17 protein-coding genes are annotated in these 18205 nt (G+C 71.4%); 9 read left to right on the top strand and 8 right to left on the bottom strand.

The window, feature by feature from the left end:
• Positions 1–4: 4 nt before the first annotated feature.
• The 5 genes from BM085_RS11570 (at position 5) to BM085_RS11550 (ending at position 4355) form a co-directional block, all read left to right on the top strand.
• On the top strand, positions 5–1114 hold the full coding sequence (locus tag BM085_RS11570; protein ID WP_093887007.1) for a prephenate dehydrogenase: 1110 nt from the start codon (positions 5–7) through the stop codon (positions 1112–1114).
• A gap of 124 nt (positions 1115–1238) precedes the next feature.
• Positions 1239–1895, top strand: a complete 657-nt coding sequence (gene cmk, locus BM085_RS11565; RefSeq protein ID WP_245789261.1) for a (d)CMP kinase — start codon at positions 1239–1241, stop codon at positions 1893–1895.
• Positions 1892–3310 carry a ribosome biogenesis GTPase Der gene (gene der / locus BM085_RS11560; protein WP_093887006.1) on the top strand — a complete coding sequence of 473 codons (1419 nt, stop codon included), beginning with the start codon at positions 1892–1894 and terminating at the stop codon, positions 3308–3310. The genes cmk and der overlap by 4 nt, the downstream gene beginning before the upstream one ends.
• Before the next feature lie 293 nt (positions 3311–3603).
• The gene (locus tag BM085_RS11555) at positions 3604–3798 is read left to right on the top strand and encodes a DUF5999 family protein (RefSeq protein WP_093887005.1); all 195 of its coding nucleotides are present in this window, start codon (positions 3604–3606) and stop codon (positions 3796–3798) included.
• Positions 3799–3869: 71 nt separating this feature from the next.
• Positions 3870–4355: an ATP-binding protein gene (locus tag BM085_RS11550; RefSeq protein ID WP_218158694.1), complete on the top strand. Its 486-nt coding sequence runs from the start codon at positions 3870–3872 to the stop codon at positions 4353–4355.
• A 132-nt stretch (positions 4356–4487) separates the two neighbouring features.
• Here BM085_RS11550 and BM085_RS11545 read toward each other — a convergent pair whose 3' ends face one another.
• The 3 genes from BM085_RS11545 to BM085_RS11535 form a co-directional block, all read right to left on the bottom strand.
• Complete coding sequence (locus BM085_RS11545; RefSeq protein ID WP_245789260.1) at positions 4488–6905, bottom strand: ATP-binding protein; 2418 nt, start codon at positions 6903–6905, stop codon at positions 4488–4490.
• Between the two features lie 264 nt (positions 6906–7169).
• On the bottom strand, positions 7170–7976 hold the full coding sequence (locus tag BM085_RS11540; RefSeq protein ID WP_093887134.1) for an SDR family NAD(P)-dependent oxidoreductase: 807 nt from the start codon (positions 7974–7976) through the stop codon (positions 7170–7172).
• A gap of 363 nt (positions 7977–8339) precedes the next feature.
• On the bottom strand, positions 8340–9197 hold the full coding sequence (locus BM085_RS11535; RefSeq protein ID WP_177245062.1) for an MBL fold metallo-hydrolase: 858 nt from the start codon (positions 9195–9197) through the stop codon (positions 8340–8342).
• Positions 9198–9393: 196 nt separating this feature from the next.
• On the opposite strand from BM085_RS11535, the gene BM085_RS11530 reads away from it, so the two are divergent.
• Both BM085_RS11530 and BM085_RS11525 read left to right on the top strand, forming a co-directional pair.
• Complete coding sequence (locus tag BM085_RS11530; protein WP_093887002.1) at positions 9394–10317, top strand: LysR family transcriptional regulator; 924 nt, start codon at positions 9394–9396, stop codon at positions 10315–10317.
• Between the two features lie 286 nt (positions 10318–10603).
• Entirely contained in the window at positions 10604–12847 is a 2244-nt protein-coding gene (locus tag BM085_RS11525; RefSeq protein ID WP_245789259.1) for a transglycosylase domain-containing protein, read from the top strand.
• Between the two features lie 27 nt (positions 12848–12874).
• Here BM085_RS11525 and BM085_RS11520 read toward each other — a convergent pair whose 3' ends face one another.
• Genes BM085_RS11520 through BM085_RS11505 form a run of 4 tightly spaced genes read right to left on the bottom strand, consistent with a single transcriptional unit; the run spans position 12875 to position 16429 of the window.
• A complete protein-coding gene (locus tag BM085_RS11520) occupies positions 12875–14533 on the bottom strand; it encodes an MFS transporter (protein ID WP_093887000.1) in 1659 nt (552 codons plus the stop codon).
• A 3-nt stretch (positions 14534–14536) separates the two neighbouring features.
• Positions 14537–15214 carry an LppX_LprAFG lipoprotein gene (locus BM085_RS11515; RefSeq protein WP_093886999.1) on the bottom strand — a complete coding sequence of 226 codons (678 nt, stop codon included), beginning with the start codon at positions 15212–15214 and terminating at the stop codon, positions 14537–14539.
• A gap of 60 nt (positions 15215–15274) precedes the next feature.
• A complete protein-coding gene (locus BM085_RS11510) occupies positions 15275–15826 on the bottom strand; it encodes a MarR family winged helix-turn-helix transcriptional regulator (protein WP_245789258.1) in 552 nt (183 codons plus the stop codon).
• Between the two features lie 15 nt (positions 15827–15841).
• Entirely contained in the window at positions 15842–16429 is a 588-nt protein-coding gene (locus BM085_RS11505; protein WP_093886998.1) for a malonic semialdehyde reductase, read from the bottom strand.
• Between the two features lie 110 nt (positions 16430–16539).
• On the opposite strand from BM085_RS11505, the gene BM085_RS42890 reads away from it, so the two are divergent.
• Positions 16540–16716, top strand: coding sequence for a hypothetical protein (locus BM085_RS42890; RefSeq protein WP_218158693.1), 177 nt, complete (start codon positions 16540–16542; stop codon positions 16714–16716).
• A gap of 67 nt (positions 16717–16783) precedes the next feature.
• Here BM085_RS42890 and BM085_RS11500 read toward each other — a convergent pair whose 3' ends face one another.
• Positions 16784–17464, bottom strand: a complete 681-nt coding sequence (locus tag BM085_RS11500) for a 4'-phosphopantetheinyl transferase family protein (protein WP_093886997.1) — start codon at positions 17462–17464, stop codon at positions 16784–16786.
• A 158-nt stretch (positions 17465–17622) separates the two neighbouring features.
• Between BM085_RS11500 and BM085_RS11495 the strand changes: the two genes are divergently transcribed.
• Positions 17623–18204: an RNA polymerase sigma factor gene (locus tag BM085_RS11495; protein ID WP_093886996.1), complete on the top strand. Its 582-nt coding sequence runs from the start codon at positions 17623–17625 to the stop codon at positions 18202–18204.
• The last annotated feature ends 1 nt before the right edge of the window (position 18205 follow it).

Here is an 18205-nt window from a genome sequence, read left to right as displayed (position 1 = left end):
CCTCATGCGGCACCACGTCCGAGAAGTCCAGGGAGCACGCGTGAGCAGTCCCGAGAGCGTCCTCGTCGTCGGCACCGGCCTGATCGGCACCTCGGTCGCCCTGGCCCTGCGGGAGCAGGGCGTCACCGTCTACCTGGCCGACCGCGACGCGGGAGCCGTACGGCTGGCGCGGGAGCTGGGCGCCGGCACCGAGTGGCCCGCCGGGCGGACCGTGGACCTCGCGGTCATCGCGGTCCCCCCGCAGGCGGTCGCCGCTCAGCTCGCCGACCTTCAGCGGGCCGGGGCCGCCCGGTTCTACACCGACGTGGCCAGCGTCAAGGCGCTGCCGCTCCGGCAGGCCGCGGATCTCGGCTGTGATCTGACCACCTACGTCGCCGGGCACCCGCTGGCGGGCCGGGAGCGTTCGGGGCCCGCCGCGGCCAGGGCCGACCTGTTCCTGGGCCGCCCGTGGGCGCTGTGCCCGACGGAGGAGACCTCGCCCGACGCGGTGGAGGTTCTGCTCGGGCTGATCAAGCTCTGTGGCGGCGAGGCCGTCCGGGTCGACGCCGCCGAGCACGACAGGGCCGTCGCGATCGTCTCGCACGCTCCGCACGTGACCGCCTCCGCGGTGGCCGCCCGGCTCGCCGACGCGCCGGCGACCGCGCTCGGCCTGGCCGGGCAGGGCGTCCGTGACGTCACGCGCATCGCGGCAGGCGACCCGGGCCTGTGGACCGGGATCCTGTCGGGCAACGCGCTGCCGGTGGCCGACGTGCTGGAGGCGGTGGCCGCTGACCTGGCGGCCGCGGCCGCGTCGCTGCGGGCCTCCGCGGATCCGGCGGCCATGGGCCAGGTCACCGAGCTGCTGCACCGCGGCGTCGCGGGCACGGGCCGGATCCCCGGCAAGCACGGAGGCCCGGCGCGCACCTATGCGACCGTCCAGGTCATCATCGGCGACCGTCCGGGCGAGCTGGCCAAGCTGTTCCTGGTGGCCGAGGCGGCGGGCGTCAACATCGAGGACGTCCGGCTGGAGCACGCCCCAGGGCTGCCGCTGGGCGCCGCCGACCTGTCCGTGCAGCCGGAGGCGGTGGCGGTGCTGTCCGAGGCCCTGCGCGCGCACGGCTGGCACCTGCCGTAACGGGTCCGTTCCGCGGCCCGCTCCGGCGGGCCGGGGAGCGCCCGGGGCGATCGATGCGTGCTTCCGCCTCCGCTCCCGGTAGCCTCGTACGGACAACTGAAGCGGGCTGTAAGGGAGAGGCGTCGTGACCGGACTGGTCGTCGCCATGGACGGTCCTTCGGGGTCGGGCAAGTCGAGCGCGTCGCGCGGTGTCGCGCGGGCACTGGGACTGCGTTATCTCGACACCGGAGCGATGTACCGGGCGATCACCTGGTGGATGCTCGAACGAGGGGTCGATCTCACCGATCCGGAGGCGATCGCGGCCAGGGCCCTGGCCCCGGTTCTCTCGATGGGCACCGATCCGGACGCCCCGTCGGTGGCCGTGGACGGCGCCGACGCCGCCCTGGCCATCCGGACCTCCGAGGTCACCGCCGCCGTCTCCGCGGTCAGCGCCGTGCCCGAGGTGCGGCGCCGGCTGGTGGCCGAGCAGCGTGAGATCATCGGCCTGGGCGGCATCGTCGTCGAGGGCCGCGACATCGGCACGGTGGTGACGCCCGGCGCTCCGGTCAAGGTCTACCTGACCGCAAGCGCGGACGCCCGTGCGCTCCGCCGTACGGCAGAGCTCACCGGGACCACGGTGGAGACGCAGAAGGCCGCGATGGCCCGGCGCGACACCCTGGACTCGACGCGGAAGACAGATCCGCTCGCAATGGCGGCCGACGCCGTCGAACTGGACACCACGGCGCTGAACCTGGAAGAGGTCATCGCCGAGGTGCTACGTGTGATTAAGGAAAAGGCGTGACCGGGGAAGAAGACAGCGGCTGGATCGAGGCTGAGCTGGCCGATCTGGGTACCGAAGACAGCTCTGAGGAAGTGGGCCCGGACTCCGGCCCGCAGCCGGTCGTGGCCGTGGTGGGCCGTCCCAACGTGGGCAAGTCCACTCTGGTCAACCGGATCATCGGCCGCCGGGAGGCGGTCGTGGAGGACGTGCCGGGCGTGACCCGTGACCGGGTCACCTACGACGCCACCTGGCGTGGACGCCGGTTCACGGTGGTCGACACCGGTGGCTGGGATCCCGACGCGACCGGCATGGCACTGAAGATCGCCGAGCAGGCGCAGGTCGCGGCCGAGCTGGCCGACGTGATCCTGTTCGTGGTGGACGCCGTGGTGGGCGTGACCGACGCCGACGAGATCGTCGGCCACGTGCTGCGCGGCTCCGGCAAGCCGGTCATCCTGGCCGCCAACAAGGTCGACAACCAGCAGATGGAGCTGGAGGCCGCCGGTCTCTGGGCTCTCGGCCTGGGGGAGCCGCAGCCGGTCTCGGCCCTGCACGGCCGTTCCAGCGGCGACCTGCTGGACGTGATCCTGGACAAGCTGCCGGAGACGCCGCAGCAGCGTTTCGGCGTCGAGCGCGGCCCGCGCAGGGTGGCCCTGGTGGGCAAGCCCAACGTGGGCAAGTCCTCGCTGCTGAACAAGCTGGCGGGCGAGGAGCGCGTGCTGGTCGACCCGATGGCGGGGACCACCCGTGACCCGGTCGACGAGCTGATCCAGCTCGGCGGCAAGACCTGGCGCTTCGTGGACACCGCCGGCATCCGCCGGCGCGACCGTGAGCTGAAGGGCGCCGACTTCTACGCGAGCATGCGCACCCGGGGCGCCCTGGAGCGCTCGGAGATCGCGGTCGTGCTCATCGACGCCAGCGATGTGCTGACCGAGCAGGATCTGCGGATCATCTCCCTGGTGATCGAGTCGGGCCGTGCCATGGTCGTGGCGTTCAACAAGTGGGACCTCCTCGACGAGGACCGCCGCTACTACCTGGAGAAGGAGATCGACCGCCAGCTCGTCCGCGTGCCGTGGGCGCTGCGCGTCAACATCTCCGCCAAGACCGGCTGGCACGTGGAGAAGCTCGTCCCGGCCATCGAGAAGGCGCTGGACTCCTGGTCCACCCGGGTCCCCACGGCCCGCCTCAACGCCTTCCTCACCGACCTGGTCGCGGCCACCCCGCCGCCGGTCCGCGGCGGCAAGCAGCCCAAGATCCTCTTCGCCACCCAGGCGTCGACGGAGCCGCCCAAGTTCGTGCTGTTCACCTCGGGCTTCCTTGAGGAGACCTACCGCCGCTTCATCGAGCGCCGGATCCGCGAGGAGTTCGGCTTCGCGGGCTCTCCGCTGGAGGTCACGATGAAGATCCGTGACAAGCGAGGGGCCCAGAAGAAGAAGTGACCATCTGATCGGACGGCCCGGCCCGCGCCGGGCCGTCCGTCGTCTCCGGACCTCCACGCCGGGCGGCCGGGCGGCGGGTCCGCCGCACCGGGCCGGACGGCTTCCGCCTTCCGCGGAGGGGCATCCGGGACACCTGCCTACGTACTACGGACCTACGTTTTACGAGACCACGTACCACGGGATAGGTATCTATATGGGTATTTATCCCGTTCCGACGCTGTCTTTTCGGAGGAGATGCTGGTCACGTCGGCAAGCACTCCGGCGCGACCAGCAAAGGATCGAAGGTACGAGCCATGTGTCAGCACCAACCCCTGTGTCCTCCCGCGAGCGCTCCAGATCGTGAGGCCGCCTCGCTCGTGGCCTTCCACCCTGCGCAGGGATGGGGGTTGCTCTGCAACGGTGTGGTGGTCTTCGAGGACACCGGTGAGCTCCTGCCCGACGGAAGCAGCGTCTCCGCCCACCGCGATCTCCGCGAGCGGGTGGCATGAACCCGTTCTCCGCTCCCGCCGACCGGCGAGCGGGCACGTTGTGCCCGCTCGCGCCGGCCGAGGTCCTTTCCGTGAACCGCTACGCGCGCTTCCGGCACCGGCTCAGGCGCACCGTCATCCAGCTCGGTGAACGTGTGGCCCGCCCTCCAGAGGAGCCCCCTGCCCCGGAGGCCTCCTGGCCGCTCCCGCCCGAGCCGCGCTCCGTGCCCAGAGCGCGGCGGCTGGTCCGCGCCCGGCTGGCCGAGTGGGGGCTGGAGGAGCAGAGCGAGGTCGCCGAACTGCTCGTCAGCGAGCTGGTCACCAACGCGCTGGACCATGCGAGGGGGGCGATCCGGCTCACCCTCCGCTGCCAGGACGGCCTGCTGCGCTGCGAGGTCGAGGACGCCCATCCCGCGGCGCCTCGCATGCGCCGGGCTCGCGACGACGACGAGAGCGGGCGCGGGCTGTACATGCTCGACCTGCTGGCCTGCTGCTGGGGCAGTGCCCGCACGCCGGCGGGCAAGGCGGTCTGGTTCGAGCTGCCCGTCGACGCCCTCTCCGAGGACCGGGTCGCCTGACCCGCCCTGCCCCCTCCGAGGACCGGGTCGCCTGACCCGCCCCGCCCCCTCCCCGGGTGGGACGCCGGAGCCGATGAGGTCACCACACGGATCGGCTCCGGTGTCCCTTCGCCCGTCACACCGCGTCCCCTGTCAGCCGCCGGGATCGTGCTCGCCGTCCACGCTCCGGTTCCACTCGCCTATCCAGACGGCGACCTGAGCGCGTGAGGTGAAGCCGAGCTTGCTCAGAATGTGCTCGACGTGCCCCTCGGCGGTGCGCTGGGCGATCACCAGCGCGGCCGCGATCTCCTTGTTGCTCATCCCCTGGGCGACGAGCTGGGCGATCTCCATCTCCCTGCGGGTCAACGGCGCCGGCCGTCCCTCTTCCGCCTGGGACCCGTCCCCGGGCGCGCTCTCGTCGAGTGCGTAGGCGAGCGCCTCGTCGTAGGCGAGCCTGGCGCCTCGCCTGACGGCCGTGTTGAAGGCCGGCTCCCCGAGTGCCCGGCGGACACGGGACACGCATTCGTCGTGGTAGCCGGCCAGGTGCCCGAATCCGGACAGTGGCGCGCCGATCGCCTGCCAGACGGTCTCCAGGATCCCGAGCAGCCGGGCCGCCTTCTGGTACTGCTTCTCCGCGGCGGCGATCCAGGCCAGCACCTCCAGGTTGATCCCGGCGCCCAGCGGGTCGCTGAGCGAGCAGTTGAACCGCAGGCTCTCCTTCTCGAGTCCGGCCGCGCGCGGAGCGTCGCCCTGACGCCAGATCTCGATGCCGAGGGCCATCATCGCGTACGCCCTGTGCCAGCCCTCTCCATGGGCGTCGCACACCGCCAGGCACTCCTCCGCGGCGGAGACGGCGCCCGGCGAGTCGCCCAGGAAGGATCGGGCGAGGCAGAGCCGGATGAGCGCCAGCGCCAGGCCCACCGGGTCGCCGGTGGAGCGGTGGCGGGTCACCGCCTCCTCGTAGAGCGCGACCGCGGATCCGGCGTCCCCCCGGTACATGGCGACCATTCCGGAGTAGAGGGCGACGTAGGCGAGGACCGGCTCCTGGCCGAGCCGCTCCCCGAGGGCACCGGCCTCCTCCAGCATCGCCGCGGCGGAGGCGACGTCGGCCTGGATGACGGCCAGCCAGCTGTCGGTCCACAGGGCCCGGGCCCGGGTCTCGTCCGGTCCGGTGCGGGCGGCGAGCCCCCGGTCCAGCCAGCGGCGCCCCTCGGCCAGGTAGCAGTTGGTGATCCAGTGGTAGAGCAGGTCGGCGGCCATGCCCAGGCCCGTCGCGATCCCCTCCGGCCTGGCGAAGCAATGCTCCAGGGCCGCGCGGAGGTTGGCGTGCTCGATCTTCAGGGTGGTGAACCAGGCCACCTGGGACGGACCGAACTGCTCCGCGCGCGCCTGTGCCGACAGCTTCCGGTAGTAATCGCGGTGCCGCCGCTGAAACGCGGCCGCCTGACCCGTTGCGGCGAGCCGCTCCCGGCCGTACTGCCGGACCGTCTCCAGCAGCCGATACCGGGCCGCCGAAGGGGAAGACGGACGGTCGTCCCTGATCAGAACGGACTTGTCCACCAGTCCGATCACCAGATCGACGACCTCCTCACGGAGGATGCCGTCGCCGGAGCAGACCGCCTCGGCCGCCGGCAGGTCCAGGCCGTCGGCGAACACCGAGGCGCGTGCCCACAGCAGCCGCTCCTGCTCGGTGCAGAGGGCGTAGCTCCAGTCGATCAGCGCACGGAGGGTCTGCTGGCGGGGCAGCGCCGCCCGTGATCCCGCGGTGAGCAGGTGGAAACGGTCGTCCAGGCGGGCGAGCAACTGCTCGACGGAGAGGGCTCGCAGCCGCACGGCAGCCAGTTCGATCCCGAGCGGGATGCCGTCCAGCCGCCGGCAGATCTGCTCCACGGCGTCCCTGTTGGCCTCGGTGACGGCGAACCCCGGCAGGACGGCCCCGGCCCGCTCGACGAACAGCTGTATCGCGTCATACTGCGCGAGCGATTCGAGGGAGGGCCGCGAGACGTCGGCGTCCGGCAGCGGCAGCGGCAGCGCCGGGACGGAGAGCGTCTGCTCACCGGCGATGCCCAGCACCTGCCGGCTGGTGGCGAGGATCCGCACCTCAGGCGTGGAGCGCACCAGCGTCTCGGCCAGCACGGCGCAGTCGTGCAGGAGGTGCTCGCAGTTGTCCAGGATCACCAGGGCCTGCTTGTCCCGCAGATGCTCGATGAGCACCCGCACGGGGGGACGGGAGGAGTGGTCCCGGATCTCCAGGGCCTCGCTCACCGCCTGGACGAGCAGCTCCGGGCTCTCCAGCGCGGCGAGGTCGACCAGCCACACGCCGTCCCGGAAGGCCCGCACCACGTCTGCCGCGACCCGCAGGGCCAGCCGGGTCTTGCCGACCCCGCCGGTGCCGGTGAGGGTCACCACGCGGGCTCCGGACAGCAGCCGTTTGACCTCGGCCACCTCGTGCCGACGCCCCACGAAACTGGTCACCTCGGCCGGCAGCCCCTGTGCCTGCAGCCGCTTCGAGGTGGTTGATGCCACCACATTCATCAGCGCCTCGCGCCGCCCCGGCCAGCGGATCACCATGCGCTGGAACCAGGCCGACAGAACCCAGGTTATGTCCCGGCCGTGTCGGTGCGCGGGTCGCACCGGGGTGAACGGCGCAAGCCCCTGCGAAACCGTTGCCGGCGCTCGCGGCTGAGTCCGCGGTGGTGCCGCCGGCGGCGTGCGTGGCAGGACAGCGGCAGCCACGATGATCCAGGGGTTGACGGGCCGCGTGGGCGGATGGAACCCGAGGAACGTGATGGGGTCTCCGCGCCCTGGAGGCCCCGTCACGTCGTCTGCCGCGGGTCACGGTTCCTTGAGGAATCCGGCGTCCACCGAGAATTCGGCACCGGTCGTGCTGGCCGAGCGCGGCGAGACCAGCAGGGCCACCACGTCCGCGACCTCCTGCGGGTCGACGAGACGTCCGGTGGTGAGGTTCATCATCTCCGGCGCGATCTTGTCCAGGACGGTGTCCCGGTCCGCTCCGGTCCGAGCGGCGATGATGTCGGCCGCGCCGCCCTCCTCGGTCCACCAGGCGGTCCGGACCGGGCCGGGAGAGACGGTGTTGACGCGGATGCCCTGCGGGCCGTACTCCTCCGACAGCGCCTTGGTGAGGTTGGTCAGTCCGGCCTTGGCCGCGTTGTAGTCGACGTTCATCGGAGCCGGCTTCCGCGCGTTGACCGAGGAGATGTTGACGATCGCGCCGCAGCCCCGGGCAAGCATGAGCGGGATCGCGGCTCGGATCGCGCGGACCGCCGAGAACAGGTTGAACTCGAACATCACCCGCCAGTCCTCATCGGTCGCGGACAGGAACCCGAAGCGGGGAAGCTGCGCCCCGGGCGGCGGGCCGCCCGCGTTGTTGACCAGGATGTCCAGCCCGCCGAACGCCTCGGCGGTGTAGGCGACCGCTACGCCGGGCCCCTCGGGGTGGGCGAGGTCGACCGGCGCATGGACGAGATTCGGGCCGGCCAGCTCATCGAGCCCGGGACTGGTGCGGCGCGAGACGGCCACCACTTGGGCCCCCTCCTGCAGCAACGTACGGGTGGTGGCCAGGCCCACCCCCTTGGAGGCGCCGGTGACGAGTGCGATACGGCCGGACAACTGCAAATCCATGATCATTCTCCATCGGATCGATGTCTAACGGGGCAAAAAGCCCATTAGGTGAAGATGGCGTACTCCGGTGCTGATGAAACTCTTGACCCCTTTGCTGGGTAGGGATGGCTGTTACGTGTGCCCGTCAGGTGGTGTCGCCGGCGGGTTCCCGCCGTCCCCGCCTCTGGCGGCGCCGGCCCGGCTGCGCGTTATGGCAGGTCGGCGGTCTCGGCCGTGATGAGCCGCTGGGCCGAGACCCGGGGGGCGGGTGCGGCGGTGGGATCGGTCCGGCCGGCGAAAGTGCCGGTGCCGAAGCTCGGCGCGGGGACCTTGAGCCCGGACGCGCCCGGTTGTCGGTGTTGCGTGAGGTGGCTCTCTGGTGCTTCATGGTTGTGGGTGCCAGGTGGCGCCGTCGGCGTCCTGACGTACTCGGCCGAACACCACGTCGGCGAAGTGCATGCCGAAGCCGAGGGTGCCGGGGCTCTGGAGCTCGGCCAGCAGCCAGTGGCGCCGGCGGGCCGAGAGGGCGGGATCGTGATCGGTGGCGGCGGACCACGCCGGGTGACGTACCTGGACGGGAGAGTGCAGCGCGTCGCCGAAGGCGATCAGCCGCTGCCCGCCCGCGGTGATGGTGAAGGCGGTGTGCCCTGCCGTGTGGCCGGGCACCGCCAGCGCGCGCACACCCGGGAAGATCTCTTCTCCGTCGCGTACGAGCAGCAGCCGCAATGTGACGGCGGCCAGCATCCCCGCGGTGACGCCGTGCGCGGCGGCCTGGTGGCGGCCGGTCCACTCCCGTTCGGTCACCAGGAAGTCGGCGCCGGTGAAAACCGCGGGGCTGACGCAGGCCCAGCCGAGGTGGCCGGGGTGCAGGTGAGTGAACGCCACCGCCTCGATCTCGCCGGGTGCGCGGCCGATCCTCTGCAGGTTGTCCAGCAGGGCGCCACCGTGGATGGCGCCGATCAGCGGATGATCGGGATCCTCCGGTACGGCCCGCGGTCCGAACCCCGCGTCGATGAGCAGGGCCCGCCTGCCGTACTCCACCAGCAGCCCGCCGACGCCCGCCACCAGATGGCCGGTGTCGTTGAGATATTCGGCGTGTTCCGCCCAATCCCGTCCGGTGGTGGCCGGCAGCCAGCCGCGCGGCCTGAGCTGCGCGACCCCGTCGGGCACGTAGGTGATCTTCAGCTCGCCGAGCTGGAGCGACCGGATCCCCGACGGCCTGCGTAGCCGCCGGTCGCTCATGAGGGCGGCGCCTTGCCGATCGGCGGCTGTCCGCCCGGATGCGGTGGGGCGTGCCGCCGAAATGTCGATCGCTTCTGTCACGGCGATGTTCCTCGGTCTGTGGTCACCACTCCACCATCGGGGAATCGGACATATGGCAACAAGGGTGATATATGGAACAATCCATTAGTTAGGTGCATCGTTCGAGGTGGATGGCATGGAACGGCTCGAGATCGAGATTTTCCTGACGCTGGCCGAGGAGCTGCATTTCGGGCGGACGGCAGAGCGTGCCGGAGTGTCGCAGGGCAGGGTCAGTCAGACGCTTGCCAAGCTGGAGCGTCGCATCGGGGTGAAGCTGTTCGAACGGAACAGTCGCAACGTGGCGCTGACCGCGATCGGTGAACAGTTGCGTGAGGGGATCGAACCCGCTTACCGGCGCATCCAGGAGGAGGTCGCCAAGGCGACGGCGGCCGGACGCGGCATCACCGGAATGCTGCGGGTCGGCTTCTCCGGAGCCTTCACCGGCGACCTCATCCTTCAGGTCGCCGACATCTTCTCGGCCCGCCACCCGGGGACCGAACTGCAGATCCAGCAGGTGCAGATATCCGATCCCTACGGCCCCCTGCGGGCCGGCGATGTCGATCTTCAGGTCACCGAACTCCCGATCGACGAACCCGACCTCACCGTCGGACCCGTCCTGATCTCCCAGACTCGTGCGTTGCTCATGCCGTCCGCGCACTCCTTCGCCGGGCACACGTCGGTCAGCCTGGAAGACCTGGCCGAGATGACCCTGCTGACCGTCGTCAGCGAGAACGTCCCCGCCCACTGGGTGGAGTATCACGCCCCACGCCAGACCCCCACCGGCAGGCCCATCCCGCAGGGCCAGGCCATCGTCTACTGGGAGGACGTGCTGTCGCTCGTGCTCGCGGGCAAGGGCGTCTGCCCGGTCTCCGCCGCCGGAGCGCGCTACTACGCCCGCCCGGGACTCGCCTTCGTCCCTTTCCGGGACGCCCCGCCCTTCGAATACGCACTCGTGTGGCTGAGCGCCCGCGAAACCGCCCGGGTGCGTACCTTCGTCCAGATCTCCCGCGAGTTCGTGGAGAGCCGCGGCGGTCCTTCCGCGGTCGTCGACACGATCTGAACCTCGGGCCCGCGCTGTCGTCGGCCGGGAGCCGATCGACTCCCGCGTCGCCGTACGGGCCGTCGCCGGGGCGCTCGCCGCGGCCCGAGCCGGTGCCTTCGTCGACAGCCGTACCGGCGGGAGCCTGCCGGAACGTCCCGCCGACGGCGTGGAGCATGGATGATACCGGCGTGAGCTGCAATCATGCGTTAACTGATATCGATCTCCCTCTGATATCGGTATTGGACATCCACTGGCTCGATCTGCTTTGCTCCTCCCGTCTGACGGACGAGAGCAAGGACATGGCATGCGGCATGGGCTTATGCCCGGACGGGGTGAGGGTCGGCCGGGGGCCGCGACGAAGATCGCGCGTCTTGCCGCCATGGGGGCGGCGGCGGGCGTGCTGGTCGCCGGGATCGCGTTGCCGGCCGTGGGAGGTGTGGGCTTCGGCGTCATATCGGCGGCCAACGAGGTGAACCTCAAGCCCGAGGACCTCACCGAGCCTCCGCCGGCGGAGGTCACGATCGTGCAGGACGCCGACGGCAACGAGATCGCGCGGTTCTACGAGGAATATCGCGAGGTCGTCAAGCTCGACGAGGTGGCTGAGATCATGAAGACGGCGATCGTCTCGATCGAGGACTACCGGTTCTACCAGCACGGTGCGATCGACATCGAGGGCACGATCCGCGCGTTCGCCAGGAACGTGCAGGCGGGCGGGGTGAGTCAGGGCGGGTCGAGCATCACCCAGCAGTACGTCAAGCAAGTGCTGCTCAACTCCGCCGGCACCGACAGCGACAAGAACAAGGCGCTGGAGGCCAGCTACGCGCGCAAGCTCAACGAGCTGCGTTACGCGATGGCGGTCGAGCAGAAGTACTCCAAGGACGAGATCCTGGAGAAATACCTCAACATCGCCTACTTCGGCGCGGGCGCCTACGGCGTCGAGGCGGCGGCCAGGCGGTTCTTCGGCGTCGAGGCGGACGCGCTCACCCTGCCGCAGGCGGCGACGCTGGCGGGCGCCGTGCAGGACCCCAACGCCACCGACCCCAACCTGGGCAGGAAACAGCGCGAGCGGATGCTGGACCGGCGCAACGTCGTGCTGGACCGGATGGCCGAGCTGGGCGAGATCACCTCGGCCGAGGCGGCGGAGGCGAAGGCCACCAGGCTCGGCTACAAGGGCACGGCGCTGCCCGGCGGCTGCGAGGCCAGCGACCATCCGTACTTCTGCATCTACGTCCGCAACGAGATCCTGAACAACCCCGACTTCGGCGAGACGACCGAGGCCCGTGAGGCGTTCCTCAACCGCGGCGGCCTGACGATCAAGACGACGATCGACCCGGAGGCCCAGGCGGCGGCGGACCGGGCGATCAGGAAGTGGGTCAGCCCCTCCGACGACCCGGTGGCGGCCGAGGCCCTGGTCCAGCCGGGCACCGGGGCGATCAAGGCCATGGCGGCCAGCCGGACGTACGGCCGGAGCAAGGCCAGGAACGAGATCTCCTACAACCTCGTCGCGGACGCCGCGCACGGCGGTGCCATCGGCTTCCAGGCCGGCTCCACCTTCAAGACCTTCACGCTGCTCAACGCGTTGCAGAAGGGCATGAAGGTCGACGACGGCTTCACCGTCGGTGAGGGCTACCGCGCCTCGGGCTACCCGGCGTTCAAGAACTGCAAGGGCGAGAACGTCGGCGACCCGGCCCACACCGTCACCAACGACGAGGGCAGCCCCGGCTGGAAGACCCTGCGGACCGGCACCTGGGGCTCGGTGAACACGTTCTTCATGACGCTGGAGCAGCGGGTCGGGCTCTGCGACACGGTCAAGACCGCCAAGTCGCTGGGCATCCACCGCTCCGACGGGGCGAAGCTCCAGGAGTACGAGACGTTCACGCTCGGCATCAACGAGATGGACCCGGTGACCGTGGCCAACGCCTACGCCGCGATCGGAGCGCGCGGCACGTACTGCGCGCCGATGGCGATCACCCGGATCACCGACAGGTACGGCGAGGTCACCGACTTCACGCCCAAGTGCCGCCAGGCGCTCGACCCGGAGGTCGCCGACGCGGCGGCCGACGTGCTGTCCGGGGTGTTCACCCAGGGCACGATGCGGGGTGTCGGCGGCCTCGGCCGCGACGCGGCGGGCAAGACAGGCACCACCGACGACTACGCCACCGCGTGGTTCGCCGGGTTCACCCCGGACCTGGCCGGAGCGGTCAGCCTCGGCGACCCGCGCGGCTCGCGGGACCACAAGCTGAGCGGCGTCACGATCGGCGGCCGGTACTACGGCGCGGTGCTCGGCGCCAGCATCCCGGGGCCGATCTGGAGGGACACGATGCTGGCGGCGCTGAGGAACGTCGAGCCGGCGTCGTTCACCCCGATCGACTCGGCGCGGTTCGGCGGCTGCGGCCAGGACTGCCGGCCCGCACCGCCCACGCCGCCCGCGCTGCCCACGCCGTCCCCGTCGGATGACGACGGCACCACCGAGGTCGACGGCCTCGACGGTCCCGACGGCGGCGACGGTGGCGGCCCGGACGCCCCCCTCGGCCAGGACGGCGGCTGACGCGTCGCCGCCGATCAGGCGTCCGGGTCACTTCGCGGACGTGCCCCCGGGCTCATGCGGGAGCAGCAGGGCGACGAGCGCCCCCACCGCGCACAGGACGGCGGTGAGCAGGAAGATCTCGCTGTACTCGGTGTGCAGGGCGGCCCGCACCTTGCCCTCGTACTCGGCCAGCCGCGCGGCGTAGACGGCGGGGTCCACGCCGAACGGCAGCGGCGTGTCCAGGTCGGCGGTGAGCGACTGGAACCGGTGGAACCCCCACGCCGACAGCCCGGCGACGCCGAGCAGCATGCCCATCATCCGGGCCACGACCACCGCCGCCGAGGCCACGCCGTGCTGGGCGGCCGGCGTGGCCCGCAGCACCGCCGAGGAGAGGGGGGCGATCACCACGCCCAGACCGAGCCCGGCGACGATCAGGTCGACGTCCATGCGGTATCCCGCGGCGGCCAGATCGGCGGGCCACTGGCCGATCCGGACGTAGCCGGCCGTCGCGAGCGCCAGCCCGGCCACCGCCACCACCCGCTCGCCGTACCGGCGGGCCAGCAGCCCGCCCAGCAGCGCGGACACCGAGAGCGCGACGAGGAAGCGGGACAGCACCAGCGCGCCGTCCAGTGTCCCCAGCTCCAGCAACGTCTGTGCCGACAGCTGCACGTCCACGAGCGTGACCAGCAGCGCCGCGCCGGTCAGGAAGCTCACCCCGAGGGTGGCGGAGAACGGGCCGCGCAGCGCCCCGGTCAGATCGATCAGCCGGGTCCGGGAGCGCCGCTCCCACCAGGCGAACGCGACGGCGGACACCACTCCCGCCACGATCATCGGCAGACCCCACGGCGGCAGGATCGACACGCTCGGGTCGGGGTTGTAGAGCCCGGCCACGAGCAGGCCCAGCGCCAGGGCCAGCAGCAGGCCGCCGACCAGGTCGACGCGTTGCCTCCCCGCCGGACCGCCCGCCGGACCGCCCGCCGGCTCGCGCGCCGGTGGGGGCACGGATCGCTGTACGGCCACCGCGGCCAGGGCGACCAGGGGGAGGTTCAGCCAGAAGATCGAGCGCCAGCCGCCGAGCTGGACGTCGCCCAGCCGCAGCGTGGCCGGGACCAGGGCCGCCAGGCCCGCGCCGTACAGGGGGCCGAGCACGCTGCCGAGCTCCTGGGCCGCGCCCACCGCGCCGAGGGCGACCGGGCGGTCGCGTTCGTCCCACAGGTCGCCGACCAGGGCCATGGTGATGGGCAGCAGCGCGCCGCCCGCGACGCCCTGCAGGCCGCGCCCGGCCACCAGCCAGGGGACCGTCTCGCCCAGCGCGGTGACGACCGAGCCGGCCGCGAAGCCCGCCAGGCAGAGATGGATCAGCGGGCGCCTGCCGTACCGGTCGGAGAGCCGGCCGAGCAGCGGCATGGCCGCGATGTAGCCCAGCAGGAAGCCGGTGACGATCGGGGTGGCCCGCTCCAGGTGGTTCAGCGGGACGTCGACGTCCTTGGCGATGTCGACCAGGACGGTGGCCACGACATAGGCGTCCAGGGCCGCCAGCAGCACCGCGGTGCCGCCGACGCCGAGGGCGGTCCGCCGCCGGGCCGCCCGGTCAGTGCCGGGCGCCCGGCCGGGGGGCGCGGCGGCGCCGGTCACGCCGTGGGAGGTGGAGCCGGTCGGGCTCCCGGCCGGGGGCGCGGCGGGGCGGTGGGGTGCGGGGTCGGTCATGGGTCACTCCGCCGGCGCGGTGACCTGGACCGGCACGTCGTAGTCGCGGAAGGTGACGATCACCTTGCCGCCGTTCATCGGCAGGTCGGCCTTGAGCAGGCGGCTGGTGGTCCTGTCGATCCAGAGCCGCCCGTTGACCCCCTGCGAGAGGCCCGGCACCATCGTGGCGAGGACCTGCTGGGAGAGCGTGGCGGCGACCCGGTAGGCGTCGGCGCCGTCCACCTTCTCCACGGCCTCGGTCTTCGGGTCCAGCGCGGTGCTCAGAAGCTGGACGACGCCCTTGTCGGGGTTGAGGATGGCCGACGGGTCGTAGATCGCGGCGAGCTGGCTCCGCGCTATCTTCTGGAAGCCGCCGGTCACGCCCTTGAAGTGGACGGTCTCACCGATCAGGACGAACTGGATCTCCTGGAGGCTGCCCGCCAGGTCGATGTTGATGGTGCCGTCGGCGTCGCCGGTTCCGCTGAGACGGCCGCCGGCCTTCTTGACCGGCACCGGCGGGGTGCCCTCGGTCTCCATGGTGAAGGCGGCCGACTTGACGCCTCGCATCGCCTCGGCGGACTTCTTGACGAGCTCGCTCCCGCCGGGCAGCGCCGCCTGGTCATCGGAGGAGCCGCCGCTGCACGCGGTGACGAAGGAGAACGCGGCGACCAGCGCGGCGATGAGGATCCGGCGAGCAGACATGGCCGGATCGTAGCGACCGCCCGGTCACCTAAGGGAGAACCCGCCGGTATCGGTTTCGCTTCAGCGCAGGCTCTTGAGGTGGCTCACCACGGGGGCGTAGGCCGTCTCCAGCTCGCGGAGCTGGTCGTCGGTGAGCAGGTCGATGAAGTGCTGCCGCACGCTGGCCACGTGGTGCGGCGCGACCTTCTGGATGGTGGCCCAGCCGTGCTCGGTGAGCACGGCGAAGGTGCCGCGCCGGTCGTCCGCGCAGGTCTCCCTGGCGACCAGCCCGGCCGCCTCCATCCGGGAGATCTGATGGGACAGGCGGCTGCGGGACTGGATCGTGGCGTCGGCCAGGTCGCTCATGCGCATGCGGTGGCCGGGGCTCTCCGAGAGGTTGACCAGGATCTCGTAGTCGTTCACGGAGAGCCCGAAGGTCTGCAGGTCGCGATCGAGACGGTGTTCGAGGAGCTTGTGCGCGGCGAGGTGGGCACGCCAGGCCTGCTGCTCGATGGAGCTGAGCCAGCGGGGCTCCTCCTCGTCCACCGGTCGCTCACCATTCCTCATCAGCTGCGCGGGCGGCTCCGTCCAGCCGGCCACTGCGCTCCCCGCGTTGGCTCGCTCCCTGCTCATAGGTGAGAACCTACCTCAGACAGTCGTTACCACCTCGTCGTAGGCCAGCCGGGGAAGGCGGTCGAACCAGGCGTTCTCGCCGGGCTTGCCGATGTTGACGACGGCCAGCACGGTGTGGTCGCCGTCGAAGAACTCCTTGTCGATGCCGGCGGCGTCGTAGCCGGCCATCGGGCCGGCGGCCAGGCCGGCGGCGCGGACGCCCAGGATGAAGTAGCCGACCTGCAGCGTCGCGTTGAACATGGCCGACCGGGTGCGCCGCGCCTCGTCGGCGAACAGGTCCTTGGCGCCGGCGAAGTGCGGGAAGACCTTGGGAAGCTCCTCGTGGAAGTCCAGGTCGGCGGCGAGGATGGCGACCAGCGGAGCGGCGGCGGTCTTGGCCTGGTTGCCCGGGGACATGAGGCCGACCAGGCGCTCGCGGGCTTCGGGGCCGCGCACCAGGAGGACCCGGAGCGGCTGCTGGTTCATCGCGGTCGGAGCGTACTTGACCAGGTCGTAGATCGCCCGCATCTGCTCGTCGCCGACCGGCTCGTCGGTGAAGGTGTTGGCCGTACGGGCGTCACGGAAGAGCAGGTCCTGGGCTTCGGCGGAGAGAGCGAGAGCCATCTGTAATCCTTAACGAGTCTTATAGGGCATTTGTCCGTTTCAACATGAGTGAAGATTCAACTATTCCTGGCCCGCCGGAGACGTGGGTCACAGGCGCGTACAGTGATCGGGTGGTGGACAAGGCGGCGGAGAAGTCCGGACCGGAGAGCCTCGGCACGGTGATCGTGGCGGGCCTGGCCAACCTCGCGATCGCGGTGGCCAAACTGGTCGCGGGGCTGGTCAGCGGCTCGTCGGCGACGCTGTCGGAGGCCGCGGACACGGTCACGGCGAGGAGGTCGCCGACCTGAGGATCTCCTACGCGGTCCTCGCGATCGGGGCGGTGTCGCATCTCTTCCTGGACCCGCCCCCGGCAGGTCAGCCCAGGGTGGCCGGGTGGTCGGTGACGACGCAGACCGCGACGCCTGAACCGGTCCGCCACTCCAGCAGGTGCCTGCCCGCCCACTCCAGGCGACGGATCCCCTCTCCGCCGGGACCGGCCCCCTCTCCGTCCGGGGGCGTGGCGTCCCCGCCGAGGGGGAGCGCGGACAGGTCGATCGTGCCCAGGGCGTCCAGGGTGAGCTCGCCGCGCTTGATGAGCGCCTCCTTGCGGACCCACAGGCGGATCAGCGCCTCGTTGTCGCGGGCCAGGGGTCTCTCCGCGGGGGCCAGGGCGTGCGAGACCAGGGCCCTGTCCGGCGGGCCCGCGGGGACGCGCTCGGCGTCCACGCCGACCCGGCCCGGCCCCACCGCCACGCACACGTATCCATGGCTGTGCGACAGGCTGACGCCGAGCTCGGGGACCTCCGCGAGGTACGGCCTGCCATGCCCCGGCCCGCAGTGGTCACAGTGCTGGAGCAGCGTCAGCCGGTCCTCGGGGACGCCGAGGACCTTCGCCGCGCATCGCCGTACCAGGAGGTGGGCCGCCACGAAGTCGCGTCGGTCGGCCTCTCGGACGAACGCCGCCGCGCGCTCGCGCTCGACCTCGGTGAGCAGGTCCGTTCCGGCGGCGGAGTAGATCTCGTCGGTGGGACCGGCCAGCACCAGGCAATCGCGCATCTGCCCAGATTAGGGGTTTTAGGGGTGTAAGACACGAAAGCACGGATGGAAGGCCGAGCCTGATGGCATGCCCGGCCATCGCGGGCCTCACTGCCGTGAACCCGGGTGGTGGGTTGTGGCGATACATCCCTGACCGACTTCCCTACAGAAGGGCGGAGATGATCACACAACCCGCCACCCGGGGCGGCGACGCCGACCTCGTCAGCGCCTCCTGGACCCAGCCGGAGGCGTTCGCCGAGCTGTTCGACCGCTACTCCGGCATGCTCTACCGGTATGTCGCCAAACGGCTCGGCCCGGAGCCGGCCGAGGACCTCGTCGGCGAGACGTTCCTGGTCGCCTTCTCCCGCCGCAGAAGCTATGACCTGGCCTATCCGGACGCCCGGCCCTGGCTCTTCGGCATCCTCACCAAGCTCATATCCCGTCAGCGCCGCACCGAGGCGGCCCGCTACCGGGCGCTGTCACGGGCGCCCGTGGACGACCACGAGGACTCGCCCGCCGACCGGGTGGCCGCCGGGGTGAGCGCCCAGGCCGCCCGGCCCGCTCTGGTCAGCGCGCTCGCGGCGCTGCCCGCCAAGGACCGCGACGTGCTGCTGCTGATCGCCTGGGGTGATCTGACATACGAGGAGGTCGCCCAGGCACTCGGCATCCCGGTCGGCACCGTACGCTCCCGCCTCAACAGGGGCAGGCGGAAGGTACGGGCGGCGCTGGGCGACACCAACCCGATGGTCGAGGAGGCGTGAC

The sequence above is a fragment of the Streptosporangium canum genome (assembly GCF_900113865.1).
Lineage (GTDB): Bacteria > Actinomycetota > Actinomycetes > Streptosporangiales > Streptosporangiaceae > Streptosporangium > Streptosporangium canum.
Note: the sequence above shows the minus strand (reverse complement) of the source record. Positions and strands in the feature narration are given on the sequence as shown.

Coding starts and splice junctions, on each gene's coding strand:
- BM085_RS11570 (WP_093887007.1), top strand. CDS start 5: ATGCGGCACCACGTCCGAGAAGTCCAGGGAGCACGCGTGAGCAGTCCC.
- BM085_RS11555 (WP_093887005.1), top strand. CDS start 3,604: ATGTGTCAGCACCAACCCCTGTGTCCTCCCGCGAGCGCTCCAGATCGT.
- BM085_RS11545 (WP_245789260.1), bottom strand. CDS start 6,905: ATGGTGATCCGCTGGCCGGGGCGGCGCGAGGCGCTGATGAATGTGGTG.
- BM085_RS11540 (WP_093887134.1), bottom strand. CDS start 7,976: ATGGATTTGCAGTTGTCCGGCCGTATCGCACTCGTCACCGGCGCCTCC.
- BM085_RS11535 (WP_177245062.1), bottom strand. CDS start 9,197: ATGAGCGACCGGCGGCTACGCAGGCCGTCGGGGATCCGGTCGCTCCAG.
- BM085_RS11530 (WP_093887002.1), top strand. CDS start 9,394: ATGGAACGGCTCGAGATCGAGATTTTCCTGACGCTGGCCGAGGAGCTG.
- BM085_RS11525 (WP_245789259.1), top strand. CDS start 10,604: ATGCGGCATGGGCTTATGCCCGGACGGGGTGAGGGTCGGCCGGGGGCC.
- BM085_RS11520 (WP_093887000.1), bottom strand. CDS start 14,533: ATGACCGACCCCGCACCCCACCGCCCCGCCGCGCCCCCGGCCGGGAGC.
- BM085_RS11515 (WP_093886999.1), bottom strand. CDS start 15,214: ATGTCTGCTCGCCGGATCCTCATCGCCGCGCTGGTCGCCGCGTTCTCC.
- BM085_RS11510 (WP_245789258.1), bottom strand. CDS start 15,826: ATGAGCAGGGAGCGAGCCAACGCGGGGAGCGCAGTGGCCGGCTGGACG.
- BM085_RS11505 (WP_093886998.1), bottom strand. CDS start 16,429: ATGGCTCTCGCTCTCTCCGCCGAAGCCCAGGACCTGCTCTTCCGTGAC.
- BM085_RS11500 (WP_093886997.1), bottom strand. CDS start 17,464: ATGCGCGATTGCCTGGTGCTGGCCGGTCCCACCGACGAGATCTACTCC.
- BM085_RS11495 (WP_093886996.1), top strand. CDS start 17,623: ATGATCACACAACCCGCCACCCGGGGCGGCGACGCCGACCTCGTCAGC.